The organism is Modestobacter sp. VKM Ac-2986 (assembly GCF_026967795.1).
Classification (GTDB): domain Bacteria; phylum Actinomycetota; class Actinomycetes; order Mycobacteriales; family Geodermatophilaceae; genus Modestobacter.
Genome location: NZ_JAPVBH010000002.1, coordinates 494948 through 516035 on the forward strand (window position 1 = coordinate 494948; position 21088 = coordinate 516035).

Annotated in this window: 23 protein-coding genes; 7 read left to right on the forward strand and 16 right to left on the reverse strand. The window is 74.6% G+C overall.

Features of this window, described 5'->3' with window-relative positions; translation table 11 throughout:
* Positions 1-15: 15 nt before the first annotated feature.
* From O2W14_RS06610 to era, 3 genes are all read right to left on the reverse strand, one after another.
* Positions 16-768, reverse strand: coding sequence for an isoprenyl transferase (locus tag O2W14_RS06610; protein ID WP_269175282.1), 753 nt, complete (start codon positions 766-768; stop codon positions 16-18).
* 88 nt (positions 769-856) lie between these two features.
* Positions 857-1603: a DNA repair protein RecO gene (gene recO, locus O2W14_RS06615; RefSeq protein WP_269175283.1), complete on the reverse strand. Its 747-nt coding sequence runs from the start codon at positions 1601-1603 to the stop codon at positions 857-859.
* Between the two features lie 38 nt (positions 1604-1641).
* Positions 1642-2559, reverse strand: a complete 918-nt coding sequence (gene era / locus O2W14_RS06620) for a GTPase Era (protein ID WP_269175284.1) — start codon at positions 2557-2559, stop codon at positions 1642-1644.
* Positions 2560-2654: 95 nt separating this feature from the next.
* Between era and O2W14_RS06625 the strand changes: the two genes are divergently transcribed.
* Positions 2655-3251, forward strand: a complete 597-nt coding sequence (locus tag O2W14_RS06625; protein ID WP_269175285.1) for a hypothetical protein — start codon at positions 2655-2657, stop codon at positions 3249-3251.
* Between the two features lie 38 nt (positions 3252-3289).
* Here O2W14_RS06625 and O2W14_RS06630 read toward each other — a convergent pair whose 3' ends face one another.
* The 7 genes from O2W14_RS06630 to O2W14_RS06660 form a co-directional block, all read right to left on the reverse strand.
* Positions 3290-3949, reverse strand: a complete 660-nt coding sequence (locus tag O2W14_RS06630) for a response regulator transcription factor (protein WP_269175286.1) — start codon at positions 3947-3949, stop codon at positions 3290-3292.
* Positions 3946-5064: a sensor histidine kinase gene (locus O2W14_RS06635; RefSeq protein ID WP_269175287.1), complete on the reverse strand. Its 1119-nt coding sequence runs from the start codon at positions 5062-5064 to the stop codon at positions 3946-3948. The genes O2W14_RS06630 and O2W14_RS06635 overlap by 4 nt, the downstream gene beginning before the upstream one ends.
* A 227-nt stretch (positions 5065-5291) precedes the next feature.
* Positions 5292-5624, reverse strand: coding sequence for a cytidine deaminase (locus tag O2W14_RS06640; RefSeq protein ID WP_269175288.1), 333 nt, complete (start codon positions 5622-5624; stop codon positions 5292-5294).
* Between the two features lie 90 nt (positions 5625-5714).
* Positions 5715-7052 carry a hemolysin family protein gene (locus O2W14_RS06645; RefSeq protein ID WP_269175289.1) on the reverse strand — a complete coding sequence of 446 codons (1338 nt, stop codon included), beginning with the start codon at positions 7050-7052 and terminating at the stop codon, positions 5715-5717.
* Positions 7049-7546, reverse strand: a complete 498-nt coding sequence (ybeY, locus tag O2W14_RS06650) for an rRNA maturation RNase YbeY (protein WP_269175290.1) — start codon at positions 7544-7546, stop codon at positions 7049-7051. The genes O2W14_RS06645 and ybeY overlap by 4 nt, the downstream gene beginning before the upstream one ends.
* 5 nt (positions 7547-7551) lie before the next feature.
* The gene (locus O2W14_RS06655; RefSeq protein WP_269175291.1) at positions 7552-8685 is read right to left on the reverse strand and encodes a PhoH family protein; all 1134 of its coding nucleotides are present in this window, start codon (positions 8683-8685) and stop codon (positions 7552-7554) included.
* A 110-nt stretch (positions 8686-8795) separates the two neighbouring features.
* The gene (locus O2W14_RS06660) at positions 8796-9167 is read right to left on the reverse strand and encodes an HIT domain-containing protein (RefSeq protein ID WP_269175292.1); all 372 of its coding nucleotides are present in this window, start codon (positions 9165-9167) and stop codon (positions 8796-8798) included.
* Positions 9168-9312: 145 nt separating this feature from the next.
* On the opposite strand from O2W14_RS06660, the gene O2W14_RS06665 reads away from it, so the two are divergent.
* Entirely contained in the window at positions 9313-10869 is a 1557-nt protein-coding gene (locus O2W14_RS06665; RefSeq protein ID WP_269175293.1) for a GAF domain-containing protein, read from the forward strand.
* Between the two features lie 43 nt (positions 10870-10912).
* On the opposite strand, the gene O2W14_RS06670 is transcribed toward O2W14_RS06665, so the two are convergent.
* A complete protein-coding gene (locus O2W14_RS06670) occupies positions 10913-11692 on the reverse strand; it encodes an SDR family NAD(P)-dependent oxidoreductase (protein WP_269175294.1) in 780 nt (259 codons plus the stop codon).
* A 101-nt stretch (positions 11693-11793) separates the two neighbouring features.
* Here O2W14_RS06670 and O2W14_RS06675 point away from each other — a divergent pair, with 101 nt between their 5' ends.
* A complete protein-coding gene (locus O2W14_RS06675) occupies positions 11794-12636 on the forward strand; it encodes a helix-turn-helix transcriptional regulator (protein WP_269175295.1) in 843 nt (280 codons plus the stop codon).
* 4 nt (positions 12637-12640) lie between these two features.
* On the opposite strand, the gene O2W14_RS06680 is transcribed toward O2W14_RS06675, so the two are convergent.
* The gene (locus O2W14_RS06680; RefSeq protein ID WP_269175296.1) at positions 12641-13462 is read right to left on the reverse strand and encodes a helix-turn-helix transcriptional regulator; all 822 of its coding nucleotides are present in this window, start codon (positions 13460-13462) and stop codon (positions 12641-12643) included.
* Positions 13463-13562: 100 nt separating this feature from the next.
* On the opposite strand from O2W14_RS06680, the gene O2W14_RS06685 reads away from it, so the two are divergent.
* From O2W14_RS06685 to O2W14_RS06700, 4 genes are all read left to right on the forward strand, one after another.
* Positions 13563-14318 (forward strand): SDR family oxidoreductase, encoded by a 756-nt coding sequence (locus tag O2W14_RS06685; RefSeq protein ID WP_269175297.1) that lies wholly within the window; start codon positions 13563-13565, stop codon positions 14316-14318.
* Between the two features lie 168 nt (positions 14319-14486).
* Positions 14487-15392: a putative selenate ABC transporter substrate-binding protein gene (locus O2W14_RS06690; RefSeq protein ID WP_269175298.1), complete on the forward strand. Its 906-nt coding sequence runs from the start codon at positions 14487-14489 to the stop codon at positions 15390-15392.
* A gap of 53 nt (positions 15393-15445) precedes the next feature.
* Positions 15446-16117 (forward strand): phosphonate ABC transporter ATP-binding protein, encoded by a 672-nt coding sequence (locus O2W14_RS06695; RefSeq protein WP_269175535.1) that lies wholly within the window; start codon positions 15446-15448, stop codon positions 16115-16117.
* 5 nt (positions 16118-16122) lie between these two features.
* Positions 16123-17727 (forward strand): PhnE/PtxC family ABC transporter permease, encoded by a 1605-nt coding sequence (locus O2W14_RS06700; RefSeq protein WP_269175299.1) that lies wholly within the window; start codon positions 16123-16125, stop codon positions 17725-17727.
* Positions 17728-17799: 72 nt separating this feature from the next.
* On the opposite strand, the gene O2W14_RS06705 is transcribed toward O2W14_RS06700, so the two are convergent.
* Genes O2W14_RS06705 through hrcA form a run of 4 tightly spaced genes read right to left on the reverse strand, consistent with a single transcriptional unit; the run spans position 17800 to position 21079 of the window.
* Positions 17800-18150 (reverse strand): hypothetical protein, encoded by a 351-nt coding sequence (locus tag O2W14_RS06705; protein ID WP_269175300.1) that lies wholly within the window; start codon positions 18148-18150, stop codon positions 17800-17802.
* Positions 18147-18902 (reverse strand): 16S rRNA (uracil(1498)-N(3))-methyltransferase, encoded by a 756-nt coding sequence (locus O2W14_RS06710; RefSeq protein WP_269175301.1) that lies wholly within the window; start codon positions 18900-18902, stop codon positions 18147-18149. The genes O2W14_RS06705 and O2W14_RS06710 overlap by 4 nt, the downstream gene beginning before the upstream one ends.
* Entirely contained in the window at positions 18899-20041 is a 1143-nt protein-coding gene (gene dnaJ, locus O2W14_RS06715) for a molecular chaperone DnaJ (protein WP_269175302.1), read from the reverse strand. The genes O2W14_RS06710 and dnaJ overlap by 4 nt, the downstream gene beginning before the upstream one ends.
* Positions 20042-20056: 15 nt before the next feature.
* Complete coding sequence (gene hrcA / locus O2W14_RS06720; RefSeq protein ID WP_269175303.1) at positions 20057-21079, reverse strand: heat-inducible transcriptional repressor HrcA; 1023 nt, start codon at positions 21077-21079, stop codon at positions 20057-20059.
* Between the last annotated feature and the right edge of the window lie 9 nt (positions 21080-21088).

Genomic DNA, 21088 nt, shown 5'->3' on the forward strand with positions numbered 1-21088 from the left:
GCCCCGAGAGGGGGCCTAGGCGCTGCCGAACCGGCGCTGCCGACTGGCGTACTCCTCGCAGGCCTGCCACAGGTGGCGGCGGTCGAAGTCCGGCCAGAGCGTGTCCAGGAAGACCAACTCGGCGTAGGCCGACTGCCACAGCAGGAAGTTGCTGGTGCGGTTCTCCCCCGAGCTGCGCACGAACAGGTCGACGTCGGGCATGTCGGGCTCGTCGAGGAACCGGGCGACGGTCTCCTCGTCGACCTTGTCCGGCCTGATCCGCCCGGCGGCGACCTCCCGGGCGATGGCCGCGGCGGCGTCGGCGATCTCGGCGCGGCCGCCGTAGTTGACGCACATCGTCAGGGTCAGGACGTCGTTGTCCTTCGTGAGCTCCTCGGCGACCTCGAGCTCCTTGATGACGCTGCCCCACAGCCGCGGACGGCGACCGGCCCAGCGCACCCGCACGCCGAGCTCGTGCATCTCGTCGCGGCGGCGGCGGATGACGTCGCGGTTGAAGCCCATCAGGAACCTCACCTCGTCGGGGCTGCGCTTCCAGTTCTCCGTGGAGAACGCGTAGGCGCTGATCGCCTTCACGCCGAGTTCGATGGCGCCCTCCACGCAGTCGAACAGCGACGCCTCACCGGACTCGTGCCCGGCGGTGCGCGGCAGCCCGCGGGACTTCGCCCAGCGGCCGTTGCCGTCCATCACGATCGCCACGTGGTGCGGCACCTTGTCCGCCGGGATCGCCGGCGGGCGGGCACCGGAGGGGTGCGGGCTCGGGGCCTTCACCTCCCGCCTCACCATGTCACCGGTTCGCTCACGTGGACCGCTCCGCTCCTCGCTCGTACCTCGCTGCGATGCTCACGACCCTCTCCGCTCACGTCCGGTCCACCAACGGCAGCGAGCGCAGCCCACGCTCCAGGTGCCACTGCAGCAGGGCCGCGACCAGGCCGCTGCCCTCCTTGCGGTTGATGCTCAGGCTGTTCTCGGCCTGGGCCCAGTCGCCGGACAACAGCGCCTCCAGCAGTTCGATGGTGACCGGACTCGGCATCGCCGACCCGGTGGGACGGCAGGACGGGCAGACGGTCCCGCCGGCGGGGACGGAGAAGTGACGGTGCGGCCCGGCCTCACCGCAGCGGGCGCAGTCGCCCAGCGCGGGCTCCCAGCCGGCCACCGACATCGCGCGCAGCAGGAAGGCGTCCAGCACCAGCGAGGCCGGCTTCTGCCCCTCGGCCAGCGTGCGCAGTGCGCCGATGACCAGCAGGAACATCCGCAGCGAGGGCTCCTTCTCCTCGACCGTCAGCCGGTCGGCGGTCTCCAGGACCGCGGTGCCGGCGGTGTAGGCCCGGTAGTCGGAGACGATCTCGGTGCCGTAGGGGCGGATGGACTCGGCCTGGCTGACGATGTCGAGGTTGCGGCCGGTGTAGAGCTGCAGGTCGACGTGGCTGAACGGCTCGAGCCGGGCACCGAACTTGCTCTTGGTGCGCCGTACGCCCTTGGCCACGGCACGGACCTTGCCGGTGCGCCGGGTGAGCACGGTGACGATCCGGTCGGCCTCACCGAGCTTCTGGGTGCGCAGCACCACGCCCTCGTCCCGGTACAGCGCCTGCGGGGTGTTCGACACCTAACGCCCCGCCCCCCGGCGGCGGATCGCTCCGCTCCTCAATAGCCCAGCCTGTTCAGCTTCTTCGGGTCGTCCTGCCACTCCCCCAGCACCGTGACGTGCAGGTCCAGGTGGACCCGGCCGCCCAGCAGCGTCTCCAGCCCGACCCGGGCCTCGCTGCCGATCGCCTTGATGATGTTCCCGCCCTTGCCCAGCAGCATCGGCTTCTGGCTGGCGCGCTCGACGTGCAGCAGCGCGTGGACCTCGGTGAACACGGCGCTCGCGTCCCGGGGGTCGGGCTTGCGGATGATCTCCTCGACGCTGACGGCGAGGGAGTGCGGGACCTCCTGGCGGACCTTCTCCAGCGCCGCCTCGCGGACCAGCTCGGCGATCTGCCGCTCGACGTCCTCGTCGGTGGTCTGCTCCTCCGGGTACAGCGGCGGGCCCTCGGGCAGCATCTTGATCAGGATGTCGGACAGCAGCTCGACCTGGTCGCCGGCCACGGCGCTGACCGGGACGACCTCCACGGCGTCGACGAGCTGGCTGGCCGCGAGCAGCTGCTCGGTGATCGCCTTCTTGCCCGCGGCGTCGGTCTTGGTGACCACCAGCACCACCGGGGTGGTGACGTTCTTCAGCTGCCGGGCGATGAAGGCGTCCCCGGTGCCCACCGGCTGGTCGGCCGGGATGCAGAACACGATGACGTCGACGTCGGCGAGGGTGTCGCGGACGACGTCGTTGAGCCGCTGGCCGAGCAGGCTCTTGGGCTTGTGCAGGCCCGGGGTGTCGACCAGCACGAGCTGGCCGGCCGGGCGGTGGACGACACCGCGGATGGCGTGCCGGGTGGTCTGCGGCCGGTTGCTGACGATGCCGACCTTCTCGCCGACCAGGGCGTTGGTGAGCGTGGTCTTCCCGGCGTTGGGACGCCCGACCAGGGCGACGAACCCGCTGCGGTGGACGGGCTGCTCGGGAGGGGTCACGCCGTCCAGTCTCCCACTGCGCACCGACCGTTCTCCCCTCCCGCTCGCCCCTGACCGCAGGAGGGCGCGCCGGCGGCCCTGCGATCATGGTCGGCATGCCTCCCCGGTCGCGACGCAACGACGGTGAGCCCCTGGCGGTCCAGGCGGCGCGGGCCCGGGAGCAGCACCGCACGCAGACGGGCAGCTACGGCTACCTCGCCCGCCGGGGGCCCAAGCGGAGCGCCACCGTGGTCCCGCGCCCGCTGCGCTACTGGCAGTACGACGTGGCCAGCCCGGTGGTGATCGGCCTGACCGTGCTGGCCGTCGCGGTGTGGCTGGGCTTCCTGGGCTGGCGGGACAGCGGCGCCGCGGTCGCCGCCGAGGCACCGGTGGCGGTCGGCCTGGGCCTGCTGGTCCTCGTCGTCTCGACCGGGCGGTTCACCATCGGCGACTGGGCGGTCTCCACCGACATCGCCGGGCTGCGCCAGACGTCGTCCTTCGGGGTGGTCCCGCTGGTGCTGGTCACCGAGGTCGTCCGCGGGTCGGCGCCGGCCGGGTGGCCGAGGCCCCGCCGCCGGGGCGGCTGGTGGCCCGGGCGGCAGCGGATCAGCGTGGCCCACCTGGACACCGACGGGGAGACGCCGCGGTCGTTCACCGTCTGGGTGCGCGACCCGGCCGCCGTCGCCGACGCCCTGGGCCGCCCGCTCCCGTAGACCCCGGCCTCGTCCTGGACCTGAGGGGGACGAGGTCCTCACTCGTCGTCGAGGGTGGGCGGCAGGAGCCGGGCCCGGGTGGCCCGGCGGACGGCGTCCAGCCGCGACGTCGAGCCGAGCTTGCTGTTGATGTTGCTCAGGTGCCGCTTGACGGTCCCCTCGCTGATCCGCAGCTCGGTGGCGATCACGGCGTTGGAGCAGGCGCGGGCGACCAGGGTCAGCACCTCCACCTCGCGGTCGGACAGCACCGGCGCGGCCGGCGAGGTCAGCCCGGCCAGCCCGCTGCGGGACACCGACAGGGTGACCAGGTCCTGCTCGTGCTCGGTGCTGGCCCGGATGGCCGCGACCAGCTCGTGGTGGCCGATGGTCTTGATCAGGTAGGCCGAGGCGCCGCGCAGCAGCAGCTGCCGGGCCAGCGGGGTGTTCTCGTGCATGGTGAGGACGACGACCTTCGTCGTCGGCGACGCCGCGCGGATCTCCACCAGCGAGGTGAGCACCGACTGACCGGGCATCTCCACGTCCAGCAGCACGACGTCGGGGCGGTGCTGGCGGGCCAGCCGCACGGCCTCCTCACCGTTGGAGCCCTCCGCGACGACCTCGATGCCCTCGTGCACCGACAGCAGCGCGCCGAGGCTCTCGCGGAACAGCCGGTGGTCGTCGACGAGGACCACCCCCAGCTCCCGCAGCGCGCCGGTCACGCCAGTGCCGCCGTGAGCGGGACGGTCAGCGTCATCGTGACCCCGCCCGGCCCGGCGTCCAGGACGGCGCGGCCGCCCAGCCCGTGGGCCCGCTCACGGAGCGAGGCCAGGCCGACGGTGCGGGTGGTGTCGACCGTGGCCGGGTCGAAGCCGGCACCGTCGTCCTCGACCACCGCGGTCAGCTGGGCCCCGGCGACGCGGAGGGTCACGTCCAGGCGGGTCGCCCCGCGGGCGTGCAGGAGCGAGTTGCGGATGGCCTCGCGCACGATCAGGTAGCTCTCCTCCTTGACGTGGGACGGCAGCTCGACCGCCTCCTCACCCTGCTCGGTCAGCGTCGCCGACAGCCCGACCGGGACGGTGAAGTCCAGGTACTCCTGCAGCGCCTGGGCCAGGGTCCGGTGGCCCACCATGTCGCGCAGCCGGGTGGCCAGGCTGCGGACGTCGTTGAGGGTGTCCAGCAGCAGCTGGCGGGTCGACCGCAGCCGGTCGGGGTCCAGCGGCCGGCCGGTGTCGACCAGGTGCAGGGCCAGGTCCAGCCCCTGCATGGCCGCGCCGATGCCGTGGCTGGTGTGGTCGTGCAGGTCTCGGGCCACGCGGCGGCGCTCGTCGCGGTTCGCGTCGCTGATCCGGGACAGCAGCACGTCGACGTAGGAGGTGGCGGCCGGCACGACGAGCGCGTCGATGACCTCGTGCAGGACGAGGGCGATCCGCTCGGCGGCCCGGGGACCGGTCACCAGGCCCGCGGCCTGGGAGAGCAGCGGCGGCAGCGCGTGCCGGAACAGCAGGCTCGCCGCCCGCAGCGACTCGGCCGGGTGCACGTGGCTGCGCGCCCGGACGGCGCCGACGTCGGGTGCGCGCTCGGGCGCGGGCTGACCGCGCAGCCGCGCACGGGTGGTGTGCAGGACGGCCAGCGCACGCCCGGCCAGCAGCGCGCGGAGGTCGGGGTCGGCGACCAGCCGGGGCGAGACGAGGGCGACGTCGGCGAGGAACGCAGCGACGACCTCGTCGTCGACCGCTGCGTCCTCTGCCGGACCTCCCGGGAGGTCCTCCTCGGCGGCACCCCCGTGCGCGTCGCCGAGGAGGACGTCGGGCGCCCCGTCGCCCGCCTGCGTCACCGGAGGCCGGTGGCAGGCGGCAGGACAGCGGGACCCGGACCGGCGGACGCCGCCCCCCGGGCGCGCGTCCCTGCCGGGACGGGCCGGGGACGCAGCACAGCCGCGCTCTCGTCCCCGGTCACCCACCCACCCTGTCTCATCGACGACGGAACCTCAGCCCCCGAACGGTGTAGTCGCCCTACAACTTTCGGCACATCGCCAGGACGCTGCCTGCGGCAGGCCGACCGTCACATCTGGGCGCGCAGCACGCCGTCGGGCCCGGCGAGCAGCACCGGCGCGGACGGCGTCAGGTCGTGGACCGCGGCCAGCCCGGCCGGCTCCACGGCGTCCCCGGCGGAGACCACCGCGGCCGCCTCCAGGCCCTCGACCCCGCTGGAGACCGCGGCCGCGACCGCCGCCTGCAGCGCGGACAGCTGCAGCGAGGGCAGCGTCACGGTCGCGGCGAGGTAGGTGCGGCCGTCGGTGTCGCGCACCGCGGCGCCCTCGGGCGCGCCGGTACGGCCTCGGGCGGAACGGGCCAGCGTGATCAGCTTGGCGTCCTCGGGGTCCAGATCGGCCACCGGAGCACTCTCCCATCCGTCGGTCCGGCCCTCCCGCAGGGGCCCGCCGCGAGTTCGCGAGCGGGAGCGGTGGGGCGGGAGGGTCCTTCCTCAGCCTTCCACGGTGGCGTGCTCGGGCTCCCGGGCGGCCTGCTCGGCGTCGTCCTCACCGGACTCGGGCACCCGGGTGACCAGGATCGTGTCGATCTGGTTGCGCCGTCCGCCGGTGCTCTCGGCGACCAGCCGCAGCCCGCCGACCTCGGCCGCGGAGCCCTCGATGGGCACCACGCCGAGCTCGCGGGCCAGGAGCCCACCGACGGTCTCGACGCCGTCGTCCTCGGGGAGCTGCACCTTGAACAGGTCGGCGAGGTCCTCGACCGGCAGCCGGGCGGTGATCCGCACCGAGCCGTCGGCGAGCTCCTCGATCGGGGGCCGCTGCACCGCGTCGTGCTCGTCGGCGATCTCACCGACGATCTCCTCGAGGATGTCCTCGATGGTGACCAGGCCGGCGAAACCGCCGTACTCGTCGACGACGACGGCCATGTGCGTGCGGCTGGCCTGCATCTCCCGCAGCAGCTCGTCGACCGGCTTGGACTCCGGGATGAAGCTCGCCCGGCGCATCAGCTCCTCGACCCGCGGCTCGCTGACCCGGGAGTCCGAGGAGCCCTGGGACCGGCGGACGAGGTCCTTGAGGAAGACGACGCCGATGATGTCGTCGACGTTCTCCCCGATGACCGGCAGCCGGCTGAACCCGCTGCGCAGGCACAGCGCCAGCGCCTGGCGCAGGGTCTTGCCGCGCTCGATCCACACCACGTCGGGCCGGGGCACCATCACCTCGCGGGCGATGGTGTCGCCGAGCTCGAACACGCCGTGGATCATGTTGCGCTCGCCGGACTCGACGACGCCGCGCTCCTCGGCCATGTCGACCAGCTCGCGCAGCTCGACCTCGCTGCTGAACGGGCCGTCGCGGTAGCCCTTGCCCGGGGTGATCGCGTTGCCGATGAGGATCAGCAGCGTGGCGATGGGCCCGAGCATCCGGCCGAGCAGCCGCACCAGCGGGGCGGCGGCCAGCGCGATCGGGTAGGCGTGCTGCCGGCCGATCGTGCGCGGGCCGACGCCGACCAGCACGTAGCTGACCACCGTCATGACCGCCGCGGCCACGGCGACGCCGACCGGCACGGAGTCGAAGAGCCGGAAGAACACCCCGGCCACGAGCACCGCGGCGGTCATCTCGCACACGATCCGCAGCAGCAGGAGCAGCGCCACGTGCCGCGCGCGCTCCTCGACCACCGCCATCAGCGGGCCGGCACGCTTGGCGCCGTCCCGGCGCAGCTCCTCCACGCGCGCCACCGACAGCCGCTGCAGCGCGGCGTCGAGCGCGCCGAAGACACCGGCGACCAGCACGAGGAGGACCGCGATCACCAGCAGGACGATCGCTGTCGGGCTCATCGGTCGCCCGACTCCACGGGCTCGCCGGTCACCGGTTCCCGCGGGACGGAGCGCCAGCCCTCGAGCAGCTTGCCCTGCAGGCCGAACATCTCCTTCTCCTCGTCGGGCTCCATGTGGTCGTAGCCCAGCAGGTGGAGCACGCCGTGGGTGGCCAGCAGGAGGAGCTCGTCGGCCATCGAGTGGCCGGCCGCGCGGGCCTGCCGGACGGCGACGGCCGGGCACAGCACGACGTCACCGAGCAGCGCCGGACCCGGTTCGGGATCGTCGGGCCGCTTGGTGTCCAGGTCGTCCATCGGGAAGGCCAGCACGTCGGTGGGGCCCTTCTCGCCCATCCACCGCTCGTGCAGCGTGGCCATGTAGTCGACGTCGACGCACAGCACGGACAGCTCGGCGAGCGGGCTGACCTCCATGGCGTCGAGCACGTAGCGGCAGACGCCGGCCAGGGCGGTCTCGTCGACGGGGATCTCGGACTCGTTCGCGACCTCGACGGGCACGTCGATCAGCTCCCCTGCTGCCGGGCCGGGCGGGCCGGCCGGGCGGGGTTGCGGGACTGGCCCGCGGGGGCGGGGAGCAGGGTGGCGTCATAGCGCTCGTAGGCGTCGACGATGTCGCCGACCAACCGGTGCCGGACCACGTCGGAGCTGGTGAGGGTGGCGAAGTGGACGTCGTCGATGCCCTCGAGGATGTCGCGGACCACCCGCAGACCGCTCTGCGCGCCACCGGGCAGGTCGACCTGCGTGACGTCGCCGGTGACGACCATCTTGGAGCCGAACCCGAGCCGGGTGAGGAACATCTTCATCTGCTCGGCGGTGGTGTTCTGCGCCTCGTCGAGGATCACGAACGCGTCGTTGAGCGTGCGTCCGCGCATGTAGGCCAGCGGGGCGACCTCGATGGTGCCGGCCGTCATCAGCCGCGGAATCGACTCGGGGTCGACCATGTCGTGCAGCGCGTCGTACAGCGGGCGCAGGTAGGGGTCGATCTTGTCCGACAGCGAGCCGGGGAGGTAGCCCAGCCGCTCGCCGGCCTCCACCGCGGGGCGGGTGAGGATGATCCGGTTGACCTGCTTGGTCTGCAGCGCCTGCACGGCCTTGGCCATCGCCAGGTAGGTCTTGCCGGTACCGGCCGGGCCGATCCCGAAGATCACGCTGTGGGTGTCGATGGCGTCGACGTAGTGCTTCTGGTTCAGCGTCTTGGGCCGGATGGTGCGGCCGCGGCGGCTGATGATGTCGAGGCTGAGCACCTCGGCGGGCCGCTCGCCGCCACCGGCACGCAGCATGCCGACGACGCGGCGCACCGAGTCCGGGCGCAGCGTCTGACCGGTGGCCAGCAGCGCGATCAGCTCGTCGAAGACCCGGACGGCGAAGGCGTTGTCACCCGGCTGCCCGGTCACGGCGATCTCGTTGCCCCGGACGTGCACGTCGGCGGCGATCTCGCTCTCGACCAGGCGGAGCAGCTCGTCGCCGGAGCCGAGGAGCGCGACCATGGAGACGGTGGCGGGGACGGTGATGGAGGTGCGGACGGCGGCCGGTACGGCCTGAGCGTCCGCGGCACCCTCGGTGATCGCCGCTGCGCGCGCGGAGAGCTCACGCGTCGAGGCGGTACCGATCGGGGCGCCTGGTGAGGTGTCGGGCAAGAACGCTCGACCCTGCCTTCCGTGACGGGGCTGTGACCTGGGCGAGTCTACGCGCCGACGGCGGTTCCCTGCCCCGTCGCCGCGACCGGGTCACCCCGGCCCCGACCGGGTCAGCCGGGCGGCCAGCCCAGGCCGCGGCCGCCGAGCACGTGCAGGTGCACGTGGTGGACCGTCTGGCCGGCGCCCGGGCCGCTGTTGGCGACCAGCCGCCAACCGGGCTCGGGGGCCTGGTCGCTGGCCAGCCCCTCCTGCACCGCGACCGCCTGCGCGGCGGCGAGCAGCTCGGCGGCGAGCACCGGGTCGGCCGCAGCGAGGGCGCCGATCGTCGCGTGGTGGGCCTTGGGCACGACCAGCACGTGCGTCGGCGCCTGCGGGGCGATGTCCCGGAACGCCAGCGTGGTGGCGGTCTCGGCGACGACGTCGGGGGTGATCTCCCCGGCGACCATCCGGCAGAACAGGCAGTCGGGCGCGGCCTCGGTCATGCCGTGACCCTAGTGGCGCGTGTGAATCCGGAACCTGGAAGTCCACGTCCGGGTCGTGCGCGACCGTTCGTCCCGGTGCAGGTGCTGCCGAGTACACGACCGGACGGTCGAGACCACGGCCATGTCGAGCCGGAGGACTGCCATCGTGCGCATCACCACCCGCCGCCCTGTCGCGGACACCGCCGCCGAGCTCGCCGAGGCGCGCTCGGACGTCACCGCCGTCACCCGGGTGCTCATGGCCCTGGACGGCGCCCGCACCGAGGAGGAGGTGGCCCGCGCCGCGCTGGACACCGTCCGGCAGTGCTTCGGCTGGGCCTACGGCTCCTGGTGGAAGATCGACCACGGTGACCGCGCGCTGCACTTCGCCGTCGAGTCCGGCGACGCCGGGCGGGAGTTCCGCGAGGTCACGCTGACGGCCTCCTTCGCCGAGGGCGTCGGGCTGTCCGGGCGGGCGTGGCGGTCCCGCGACCTGCTCTTCGTCGCGGACCTGGGTGAGATGACCGACTGCGTGCGCGCACCGGCCGCCCAGCGGGTGGGCGTCAGGTCCGGGGTCTGCTTCCCGGTCGTGCGCGGCGGGGAGGTCCTGGGGACCATGGACTTCTTCACCACCGAGACGCTCACCCCGACCGCCGAGCGGCTGGACGCGCTGCGCGCGGTCGGCACGCTGGTGTCCCAGGCCTTCACCCGGGTCACCGCCGCCGCCGACCAGGAGCGCGCCGCCGGCGACGTCGCCGCGATCAACATCCTGCTCCGCGAGCTCAGCACGGCGACCACCGTCGAGGACGCCGTCCGGACCGCGCTGGACACCATCCGCCGCGAGTTCGACTGGCACTACGGGTCCTACTGGACCGTCGACGAGAGCCGCCACGCGCTGACCTTCGCGCTGGACTCCGGCGACCTCGGCCCGGCCTTCCGCCAGGTCAGCCGGACGGCGTCCTTCGCCGAGGGCGTCGGCGTGGCCGGCCGCACGTGGAAGGCCCGCGACCTGGTGTTCGTCGAGGACCTCGGCGAGGTCAGGGACTGCGTCCGGGCGCCGGCCGCGCAGCAGGCGGGCGTGCGGTCGGGCGTCTGCCTGCCGATCACGGTCGACGGCCGGGTCCTCGGGACCATGGACTTCTTCGCCACGCGCACGCTGGTCATGAGCGACAGCCGGCGCGACGCGCTGCGCAACACCGCCTTCCTCGTCTCCCAGACCATCCAGCGGATGCGCGCCTCGGAGCGGGTGGCCACCGCGGCGCGGGAGATGGTGGCCTCGATCCAGGAGGTCGAGCGCAACGTCGCCGAGGCCACCGCCGTCGCCGGCGAGGGCCAGCGGGTGGCCGGGCAGGCCGCCGAGTTCGTCGCCAGCCTGGGCACCTCCAGCGCCGAGATCGACAAGGTCGTCCGGGTGATCACCGGCATCGCCGAGCAGACCAACCTGCTCGCCCTCAACGCCACGATCGAGGCCGCGCGCGCCGGGGAGGCCGGCAAGGGCTTCGCGGTCGTCGCCGGGGAGGTCAAGGAGTTGGCCCGGGAGACCGCGCTGGCCACCGACGAGGTCAGCGACCGGGTCACCACCATCCAGGACGACGTCCAGCGGGTCGTCGGGGCGCTGGACTCCATCCGCGAGGTGGTCGACCGGGTCAACGAGACCCAGCACCTGATCGCCGGCGTCCTCACCGAGCAGTCCGCGGTCACCCGCAGCATCGTCGAGATGTCCTGACGACCTCGGGTCGGCCGGTGCGGCGGCCGACCCGGGACCGGGGTCAGGACAGCTTCGTCCCGGTGATGCCGCCGTCGACGCGGAGCGTGATGCCGTGCACCATCGCCGCGTCGTCCGAGGCGAGGAACAGCACCCCGCGGGCGACGTCCTCGGGCCGGATCGGGGTGCCGGCCGGCGTGGTGGCCGTCATCGCGTCCAGGACCTCCCCGGCGGCCTCGTTGCCCGGGGTGCGCGTGACCCCCGGCGAGACGGTGTTGACCCGCACGCCGCGCGGCCCGAACTCGGCGGCCCAGGCCCGGGTGAGCTGCTCGGCGGCGGCCTTGGTCGCGGTGTACATCGCGCCGAAGGGGCTGCCGACCGAGGCCATCCAAGACCCGATGGTCACCACGACCCCGCTGCCGCGCTCGGCCATCGCCGGGGCGAGCGCGCCGACGAGCACGTGCGGGGCGCGGACGTTGACCGCCAGCATCGCGTCGAGGTCGCCGTCGGGCAGGTCGGCGGTGGCCGTGACCGGGTAGATGCCGGCGTTGTTCACCAGGACGTCGACCCGCCCATCCAGGGCGTCGGTCGCGGCGGCGGCGAAGGCCCGCAGGTCGGCGTAGCTGCCGCCGAGGTCCGCGGGGACGAAGGTGGCGTGCCCGCCGTCGGCGGTGATCGCGGCGACGACGGCCTCGCCGCGGACGGCGTCCCGGCCGCTGACCGCGACGGTGGCGCCCTCGGCGGCGAGCACGACGGCGATGGCGGCGCCGATGCCGCTGGTGGAACCGGTGACGAGGGCGGTGCGGCCGGCCAGGCGGCCGGCGGTGGTGGTCGGTGAGGTCATGGCCCCACTGCACCCGGTGCAGCCGGGGCGGGCCAGGTCCGGCTCAGCCTGGGCATGCCGTGACCAGCCGGGAACCGACGTCGCGGCCCTACCGTGGACGCATGCCGACCGACCGCGCCGCGCTGGGCGCCTTCCTGCGCTCCCGCCGCGACCGGCTGACCCCGGCCCAGGCCGGGATGGACGCCTTCCCCGGGGCGCGGCGGGTGCCGGGGCTGCGCAAGGAGGAGCTGGCGGTGCTGGCCGGGCTGAGCCCGGACTACTACTCGCGGCTGGAGCAGGGCCGGCAGGCCAACGTCTCCGACGAGGTGCTCGACGCGCTGGCCCGGGCGCTGCGCCTGGACGACGTCGAGCACGCCCACCTGCGCGACCTGGCCGCCCCCACCCGCCGCCGCCGGGCCACCTCCTCGGTGCCGCAGCGGGCCGACCCGGGGCTGCTGCGGCTGATGACCGGCCTGGACCACCTGCCGGCGCTCGTGCTCGGCCAGCGCGGCGAGGTGCTGGCCCGCAACGCCCTGCTGACCGCGGTGCTCGGCCACCCCTTCGAGCCGGGGTCGTCGCTGCTGCGCTGGCTGTTCCTGGACCCGCTGGCCCGCGAGCGGATCGTCAACTGGGCGCAGTTCGCCATGGCGTCGGTGGGGGCGCTGCGCCGGGACGCCGCCCGGCACCCCGACGACGTCCGGCTGCGCGCCCTGATCGACGAGCTGCGGGCCGCCGACCCCGACGTCGCCCGCTGGTGGGACGACCAGGGCGTGCGCGACTACGCCTCGGTGCCCAAGCGGATCGCCCACCCGGTGGCCGGGCCGCTGTCGTTCGACATCGAGCTGGTCTCCGCCCCGCACGACCTCGACCAGCGGCTGATCGTCTACACCGCCGAGCCCGGGTCCCCGACCGCCCGGCAGCTGCCGCTGCTGGCCAGCTGGGGAGCGGCGGCCCCGGCACGCTGAGCGTTCAGCCGGCTGCGGTCGCCGCCACCGACCCCAGCAGGGCGAGCCCCTCGGCGCTGGCCGAGCCCGACTCGGCCGAGTAGACGACGAGCTGCTGACCGGGGGCGGCCCGGACGTCGAAGGACTGCATCCCCAGCGTGAGCGGCCCGACCTCGGGGTGGCGGAACCGCTTGACCTCCAGCGTCTTGCCCCGGGCGTCGTTGCGCTGCCAGAGCCGGGCGAACTCCGGGCTGTCCTGCAGCAGCCGGTCGACCACCGCGCGGACGCGGGGCGCCTCGCCCCATGCACCCTGGGCCAGCCGGAGACCGGCGACGGTGTTGGCGGCGACCAGCGGCCAGTCGGCGTACAGCTGCCGGGCCGCGGGGTCGCAGAACAGCGCGACGACGAGGTTGCGGGAGGACAGGGAGGCACCGAACAGCGCCTCGCCCAGCCGGTTGGCGGCGAGCACGTCGTAGGCGCGGCCCAGCACGAGCGCTGGGGTGTCCGGCCAGCGGTCCAGCAGGGCGAGCAGGGCGGGGTCGACCCGTTCGGGCAGCGGGACCCAGTCCGGGCGGGGGCTCAGCCCGGCCAGCCGGTACAGGTGCGACCGGCTGTCCTCGGACAGCTGGAGCGCCTGCCCCAGGGCGTCGAGCACCTGCGGCGAGGGGTGGCGCTCACGGCCCTGCTCCAACCGCGTGTAGTAGTCGACGCTCATCTCCGCCTGCCGGGCCACCTCCTCGCGGCGCAGCCCGGCCACCCGGCGGGCGCCGTAGGAGGGCAGCCCCAGCTGGGCCGGGGTGACCTGCGCCCGCCGGGCCCGCAGGAAGTCACCCAGGTCAGACGCCATGCCCCGACCGTAGGGCCGGACCGGCGGCCGTGGGTGGGTGCGGTGCTCCCAGGCACGGCCCGGCCTGGTCCGGTCCGCTGCCGCGCCGGACGGTGGCGGCATGACCGAGAACCCGACACCCTCCTCCTCCCCGACCCACAAGGTGGTCGTGCTGACCGGCGCCAGCAGCGGCATCGGCGCCGCCACCGCACTCCGCCTGGCCGCCGAGGGCCACCACGTCGTGCTGGCCGCCCGCCGCGAGGACCGGCTGGCCGAGCTGGTGGCGCAGATCGAGGCGGCCGGCGGTTCCGCCGAGGCGCACCGGGTGGACGTCACCGTCGCCGCCGACGTCCGGGCCCTGCTGGAGTCCGTCGTGGCCACCCGCGGCCGGGTCGACGTGGTGGTGAACAACGCCGGCGTCATGCCGCTGTCCCGGCTGGACGCCCTGCGCGTGGACGAGTGGGACCTGATGATCGACGTGAACGTCCGCGGCCTGCTGCACGGCATCGCGGCGGCCCTGCCGCACTTCCAGCGCCAGGGCAGCGGCCACTTCGTCACCGTCGCCTCCGTCGGCGCACACGCCGTGAGCCCGACCGCCGCCGTCTACTGCGGCACCAAGTACGCGGCCTGGGCGATCACCGAGGGGCTGCGCCAGGAGCTGGACCCGGGCATCCGGGTCACCACTGTGTCCCCCGGCGTGGTGGAGAGCGAGCTGGCCGGGTCCATCACCGACCCGGCCGCGGCCGAGCTGATGCGCACCTACCGGCGGAACACGGTGCCGGCGGACACGATCGCCGCGGCGATCTCCTACGCGCTGGCCCAGCCCGACGGCGTCGACGTCACCGAGATCGTGGTGCAGCCGGCCGCCCAGCGCTGACGGCCCCGGGCAGGACGGGGCCGCCGGCGTGGGCGACGATGGGCGCCGTCCGCTCCCGCCGTTCCCGCCGTCCCCCGGAGGTCCCGTCATGCCCGCACTGCAGCCCGTCGCGAGGACGTAGTGGGCACCCGTCGCGCCGTCCGGTCGGGTGGTCGAGCACAGACAGGGTTGTCCCGCCGCGGGTTCCTCACCGCCGCCGCGGCCACCGCCACGGCCGCCGCGCTCGCCGCCTGCGGCCGCACCTCCCCCGTGTCCTCCCCGGGGGCGGCGCCCTCCTCCGGCCGGGGCGCCCTGCGTCTCGGTGCCATCCCCGACCAGGACCCCGAGGTCCTCCAGCGCCTGTACGGCACGGTCGCCGAGTCCATGTCCGCCGCGCTGGACCTCGACGTCAGCTACTCCCCCGTCACCGACTACGCCGCCGCGGTCTCCCTCTTCCGCACCGGCGACCTGGACCTGGTCTGGTTCGGCGGGCTCACCGGCGTGCAGGCGCGGCTGCAGACACCCGGCGCGCAGCCGCTCGCCCAGCGCGACATCGACCAGGACTTCCACTCGGTCTTCGTGGTCAACGCCGCGACCGGGCTCGCCCCGGCCGACGACCTGACCCCGCTGGCGCCGCTGCGGTTCACCTACGGCAGCGAGACCTCGACATCGGGCCGGCTGATGCCGGCGTACTTCCTGCGCGAGCAGGGCGTGGACCCGCAGGGCTTCCCGGGCGGCCCGGGCTTCTCCGGCTCGCACGACGCGACGCTGGCACTGGTGGCCGCGGGCACCTACCAGGCCGGCGTGCTCAACGAGCAGGTGTGGGAGAGCCGGACGGCAGCCGGCACGGTCGACCCCGCGGTGGTGCAGTACGCCCGGACGCCGGCCTTCCACGACTACCACTGGCTGCTGGGCCCGCAGGCCCCCCAGCGGCTGGGCGCCGACTTCGCGACCCGGCTGACCGGGTGGTTCACCGGCCTGCCCACCGGCGACCCGGTGCTCGAGCTGTTCGGCGCCGGCGCCTTCGTCCCGGCCACCGCGAGCGACTACGACCAGATCGAGCAGATCGGCCGCTCCCTGGGACTGGTCAGCTGACCGCCGTCCTCCGGCTGCACGGCGTCTCGGTCACCCACGGCTCCACTCCCGCGCTGGACGGCGTCGACCTGACCGTGGACGTCGGCGAGCGGGTGGCCGTGGTCGGGGCGTCGGGCGCCGGCAAGTCGACGCTGCTCGCGGTGGCCAACGGCTCGGTGCCGGCCACCGCGGGCACGGTCGAGGTGCTGGGCGCCGACCCGGGTGCGCTGTCCGGCCGCGCGCTGCGGCAGCTGCGCGCCCGGGTGGGCACCGTGCACCAGCACCTGGAGCTGGTCGGGCAGCTGCGGGTGGTGCACAACGTCAACGCCGGGCGGCTGGCGACGTGGCCGGCATGGCGGGCCGCGGTGTCGCTGCTGCGCCCGCAGGGGTTGCCCGAGGTGCTGGCCGCGCTGACCGAGGTGGAACTGGCCGACCGGGTCTGGGAGCGCACCGACCGGCTGTCGGGCGGGCAGCGGCAGCGGGTGGCCGTGGCCCGGGTGCTGGTGCAGCGGCCGGAGCTGGTGCTCGCCGACGAGCCGGCGTCCGCGCTGGACCCGGTGCTCGCCGACCGCACGATGGCCCTGCTCGCCGGCACCGGCAGCACCCTGGTGGCCTCGCTGCACGACCCGGCACTGGCGCTGCGGCACTGCACCCGGGTGGTCGGGCTGGCCGCCGGGCGGGTGGTGCTGGACTCCCCCACCGCCGTCCTGTCCCTCGCCGACCTGACCGCCTTCTACCGCCGGTGACCGCGGTGACCACCCGCGCTGCGGGCGTCCCGGCGCTGCGGCGGGACGGCGTGCGCTGGGCGTGGGGGCTGGGCACGCTCGTCGTCCTGGGCTGGTCGCTGGCCGGGGCCGGGCTGTTCTCCGGCGCGGTGGTCAACACCGCCGGCACCCGCCAGTTCGGCCGGTTCGCCGCGGCCGCCCTCTCCCCCGCCACTGATGCCGCCTTCCTCGGCGTGCTCGCGTCGTCGGTGCTCATCACCGTCGCCTACGCGGCCCTCGGCGCCGCGCTGGCGGTCGGGCTGGGCGCGGTGGGCGCGGTGGCGGTCGCCCGCACCACCTGGGGACGCCGCCGGCTGGGCTGGGCGCTGGCCCGCGGCGCGCTCGCCGTCCCGCGCGGGCTGCACGAGGCGGTGTGGGGGCTGCTGCTGGTCAACCTGCTGGGGCTGGACCCGTGGGTGGGCGTGCTGGCGATCGGCATCCCCTACGGCGCGGTCACCGCCAAGGTGTTCGCCGACCTGCTCGACGAGGTGCCCCGCGGCCCGTACGAGGCGCTGCGCGCCACCGGCGCCGGCCCCGTCCCCGCCGCGCTGTACGGGCTGCTGCCCGCGGCGTCGGGCGGGCTGCTGTCCTACTCCTTCTACCGGCTGGAGTGCGCCGTGCGCTCGGCGGTGGTGCTCGGCCTGATCGGCGCCGGCGGGCTGGGCTACCAGCTGTCGCTGTCGTTCAGCTCGCTGCGCTGGCCGGAGGTGTGGTCGTGCGTCTACGCGCTGTCGGCGCTGTGCGTGCTGGCCGTGGTGGCCGGGCGGGCGGTGCGCCGGCGGGTGGCCGACCCCCGTCCGGCCGGCGACCGGCTGCGCCGCGACCCGCTGCTGACCACCGCCGTCCTGACCACGCTGGCCGCCGTCGCGTGGTCGTGGTGGTACCTGGCGGTCTCCCCGGCGACGCTGGTCTCCGACCGCACCGGCGACCAGCTGCGCTACGTGCTCGCCGCCGCCTGGCCGCCGGACGTCGACGGCCCGCTGCTGTCGGCCGTGGCCTCGGCGGCCGTGGACACCGTGCAGATGTCGGTCATCGCGATCGCCGTGGCCACCGTCGGTGCGGTGCTGCTGGCCGGGGTCGCCGCGCACCCGGTCCGGCCCACGGTCGCGCGACGGCTGACCGGGGCCGTCGTCCGGGCGGCGCTGCTGCTGCTGCGCGCCGTCCCACCGCCGGTGTGGGCACTGGTGCTGCTGTTCGTGCTGCTGCCCGGGGTCCTGCCGGGGGCGCTCGCACTGGGCGTCTACACCCTCGGCGTGCTCGGCCGGCTGGCCGCGGAGGCCACCGAGGAGCTCGACCCCCGACCCCGGGCGGCGCTCACCGCGCTGGGTGCGAGCCCGGTGGCGGGGTGGCTGTACTCGGTGCTGCCGGCCGCGACCGGACCGGTGCTGGCCTACGCGCTCTACCGCTGGGAGGTGGCCGTCCGGGACACCGTGCTGGTCGGGCTGCTCGGCGCCGGCGGGCTCGGGGCGCTGCTGGCCTCCCGGTTGGCGGTGTTCGACTGGGGCGCGGTGACCACGGTGCTGGTCGCGCTGGTCGTGCTGACCGCGGCGGTCGACCTGGTCAGCGCCCGTGCCCGGGCCGCGCTGCGCTGATCCCCCGCTGCCGAGTGGGCAGTTGCTGCCGCCCCGACCGGCGTGCCGGTGCGTGTCGGCGACCGCAACTGCTCAGTCGGTCGCCCCCAACGGCGGGACGTCCTGGCGGACCAGCCACAGGCGGTCCGCAGGGACGGTGCCTGACTGGAACAGGTACCCCTCCGGGGACTGCTCCAGGTCCACCCGGACGACGCCGTCGACCGCCCACACGTCCACCGGCCCACCGGTGTTGTTCATGCGCACGAACCAGTCGACGAGGAACTCGTCGTCGGCGAGGAACACCCCGTCCTGCTCGGGCACCGGACTGCCCGCGATGCCCGGGGCAGCGCCCATCCGGCGCACGTCGAGGCCGTGCCGGCGGATCGAGGCCCGATTGCGCACCGAGGTGACGTGGAACCACGTCTCCCCCGCCGGGGCGCTCACGCCCAGCGGGTGCGGGCGCTCAGTGCGGCCAGGGCAGCGGCGCCGGCGGTGGACGTGCGCAGCACCTCGGGGCCCAGCCGCACCGAGTGCGCGCCGGCCGCGCGGAAGGCGACCACCTCGCCGTCGGTGAGACCGCCCTCGGGACCCACGATCACCGCGACCGTGCCCTCGGCCGGGACGTCGACCTGCGCCAGCGGACGGCGGGCCTGCTCGTGCAGCACCAGGGTCAGGTCGACGTCGCCGAGCAGGCCGATGACCTGCCGGGTGCTCATCGGCGCGGTCACCTCCGGCACCCGCGGACGCCGGGCCTGCTTGCTCGCCGCCCGGGCCGCCGAGCGCCACTTGGCCAGGCCCTTGTCGATGCGGTCGTCGCGCCACTTCGTCACGCAGCGGGCCGCGGTCCACGGCACGATCCGGTCGACGCCCAGCTCGGTGGCCAGGTCGACTGCCAGCGGCCCGTGGTCGCCCTTGGGCAGCGCCTGCACGAGCAGGAACTCGGGCTCCGGCGCGGCGATCTCGTGCCGGGCGAGCACGTGCACCTGCAGCGTCGAGCCCTCGGCGGCGAGCACGGAGCCCTCGACCAGCAGCCCGCGCCCGTCGGAGACCCGCACCCGCTCCCCGGCGGCCAGCCGCAGGACGTCGACGGCGTGCCGGCCCTCGGCGCCGGCGACGGTCAGCACGTCGCCGGCGGGCACCTCGTCGAGCAGGAAGAGCGGGGCGCCGTCGGCCTCAGGGGCCCCGGCGGAGCTCATCGGCCGTTGAACGCGTCGCGCACCCGGGAGAACAGCCCGCCGTGGTTGGCCTCGGTGCCCTTGGTGAGGTCCTCGTTGCGCAGCGCGGCGAGCTCGCGCAGCAGCTCGGACTGGCGGTCGTCGAGCCGGGTCGGGGTCTGCACGTCCAGGTGCACGAGCAGGTTGCCGCGCCCGGTCCCGCGCAGCCGCGGGGCGCCGTGGGCCCGCAGGGTGAGCACGCTGCCGGACTGGGTGCCCGGCCGGATGTCGAGGTCCTCGGCGCCCTCGAGCGTCTCCAGCTTCAGCGACGTGCCCAGCGCCGCCGCGGTCATCGGCAGGGTGACCCGGCAGTGCAGGTCCTCGCCGTCGCGGGTGAACACGTCGTGCGGCCGCTCGTGCACCTCGACGTAGAGGTCACCGGCCGGGCCACCGCCGGGGCCGACCTCGCCGTAGCCGGCCAGCCGGATGCGCATGCCGTCCTCGACACCGGCGGGGATCTTCACGGGGATGTCGCGGCGGGCACGGACCCGGCCGTCGCCACCGCACTGCCCGCACGGGCTGGGGATGACCTGGCCGGTGGCCTGGCAGGTGGGGCAGGGGCGGCTGGCGATGACCTGGCCGAGGAAGGAGCGCTGCACGCTCTGCACCTCGCCGCGGCCGTTGCAGGTGCTGCAGGTCTCGGGGTGGGTGCCGGGGGCGGTGCCGGCACCGGTGCACACGTCGCAGAGGACGGCGGTGTCGACGGTGATCTCCGTCGTCGTCCCGAAGACCGTCTCGTCGAGGTCCAGGTCGACCCGGATCAGGGCGTCCTCGCCCTCGCGGGTGCGGCTGCGCGGCCCTCGGCCACCACCCTGACCGCCGAAGAAGGCGTCCATGATGTCGCCGAGGCCACCGAAGCCCGCGGCGTTGCCGAACGGGTTGCCCCCGCCACGACCACCGTTGGTGTCGAAGGGGTCACCGCCGAGGTCGACGATGCGCCGCTTCTCCGGGTCGGTCAGCGCCTCGTAGGCCCGGCTGACCAGCTGGAACTGCTCCTTCGCGCCCTCGTCGGGGTTCACGTCGGGGTGCAGGTCGCGGGCCATCTTCCGGTACGCGCGCTTGATGTCGGAGTCGCTGGCGCCCTGCTTCAGACCCAGGACGCCGTAGTAGTCGGTTGCCATGCGTGTTCTCAGTCCTCAGCTCTCGGCCAGCAGGTGGCCGACGTAGCGGGCCACGGCTCGTACCGCGGCCATGTTCCCTGCGTAGTCCATCCGGGTGGGCCCCACGACGCCGAGGCCGCCGAGGGCCTCCTCGCCCGAGCCGTACCCGACGGACACGAACGACGCGCCGGTCAGCGCCTCGTGCTGGTTCTCCTCGCCGATGCTCACGATCACCGCGCCGGGGTCCACCTCGGCCATCAACCGCAGGACCACCACCTGTTCTTCCAGCGCCTCCAGCAGCGGCCGGACGGTGCCGGGGAAGTCCAGGGTGCTGCCGTGGGCGAGGTTCGCCGTCCCGCCGATGACCAGCCGGTCCTCCGAGGGCTCGACGAGGGTCTCCAGCAGGGTGGCGCTGACCGCCGCGACGAGCGGGCGCAGGTGCGGCGGGGCGTTCTCGACCAGACCGGGGGCCTTGTCGCTGGCCTCGGCGAGCTTCGCCCCGGTGAAGGCGGCGTTGAGCAGGGTGCGCAGCTCGGCGACGGTCTCGGACTCGGTGTCGACCGGCACCTCCACCACGCGCTGCTCGACCCGGCCGGTGTCGGTGATGAGCACCATCAGCAGCCGGGACGTCGACAGCGGCACCAGCTCCAGGTGCCGGACGGCGCTGCGCGACAGCGTCGGGTACTGGACGACGGCGACCTGGCGGGTCAGCTGGGCCAGCAGTCGCACGCTGCGGCCCAGGACGTCGTGCAGGTCGACCGCACCGTCGAGGAACTTCTCGATCGCGGTGCGCTCGGCGGCCGACAGCGGCTTGACCGTGTTGAGCCGGTCGACGAAGAAGCGGTAGCCCTTGTCGGTGGGCACCCGGCCGGCACTGGTGTGCGGCTGGGTGATGTACCCCTCCTCCTCCAGCACCGCCATGTCGTTGCGGATGGTGGCGGGTGAGACGCCCAGGTCGTACCGGGCGGCCAGGGCCTTGCTCCCCACCGGGTCGTTGGTGGAGACGTAGTCCTGGACGATCGCCCGGAGGACGCGCAGGCGGCGGTCGTCGTGCGCCACGGCTGACAC

Bases quoted from the DNA above. Each gene is read 5' to 3' on its own strand.
- O2W14_RS06625 (WP_269175285.1), top strand. From the start codon at position 2,655: ATGCCTCCCCGGTCGCGACGCAACGACGGTGAGCCCCTGGCGGTCCAG.
- O2W14_RS06645 (WP_269175289.1), bottom strand. From the start codon at position 7,052: ATGAGCCCGACAGCGATCGTCCTGCTGGTGATCGCGGTCCTCCTCGTG.
- O2W14_RS06660 (WP_269175292.1), bottom strand. From the start codon at position 9,167: ATGACCGAGGCCGCGCCCGACTGCCTGTTCTGCCGGATGGTCGCCGGG.
- O2W14_RS06670 (WP_269175294.1), bottom strand. From the start codon at position 11,692: ATGACCTCACCGACCACCACCGCCGGCCGCCTGGCCGGCCGCACCGCC.
- O2W14_RS06675 (WP_269175295.1), top strand. From the start codon at position 11,794: ATGCCGACCGACCGCGCCGCGCTGGGCGCCTTCCTGCGCTCCCGCCGC.
- O2W14_RS06680 (WP_269175296.1), bottom strand. From the start codon at position 13,462: ATGGCGTCTGACCTGGGTGACTTCCTGCGGGCCCGGCGGGCGCAGGTC.
- O2W14_RS06685 (WP_269175297.1), top strand. From the start codon at position 13,563: ATGACCGAGAACCCGACACCCTCCTCCTCCCCGACCCACAAGGTGGTC.
- O2W14_RS06710 (WP_269175301.1), bottom strand. From the start codon at position 18,902: ATGAGCTCCGCCGGGGCCCCTGAGGCCGACGGCGCCCCGCTCTTCCTG.
- dnaJ (WP_269175302.1), bottom strand. From the start codon at position 20,041: ATGGCAACCGACTACTACGGCGTCCTGGGTCTGAAGCAGGGCGCCAGC.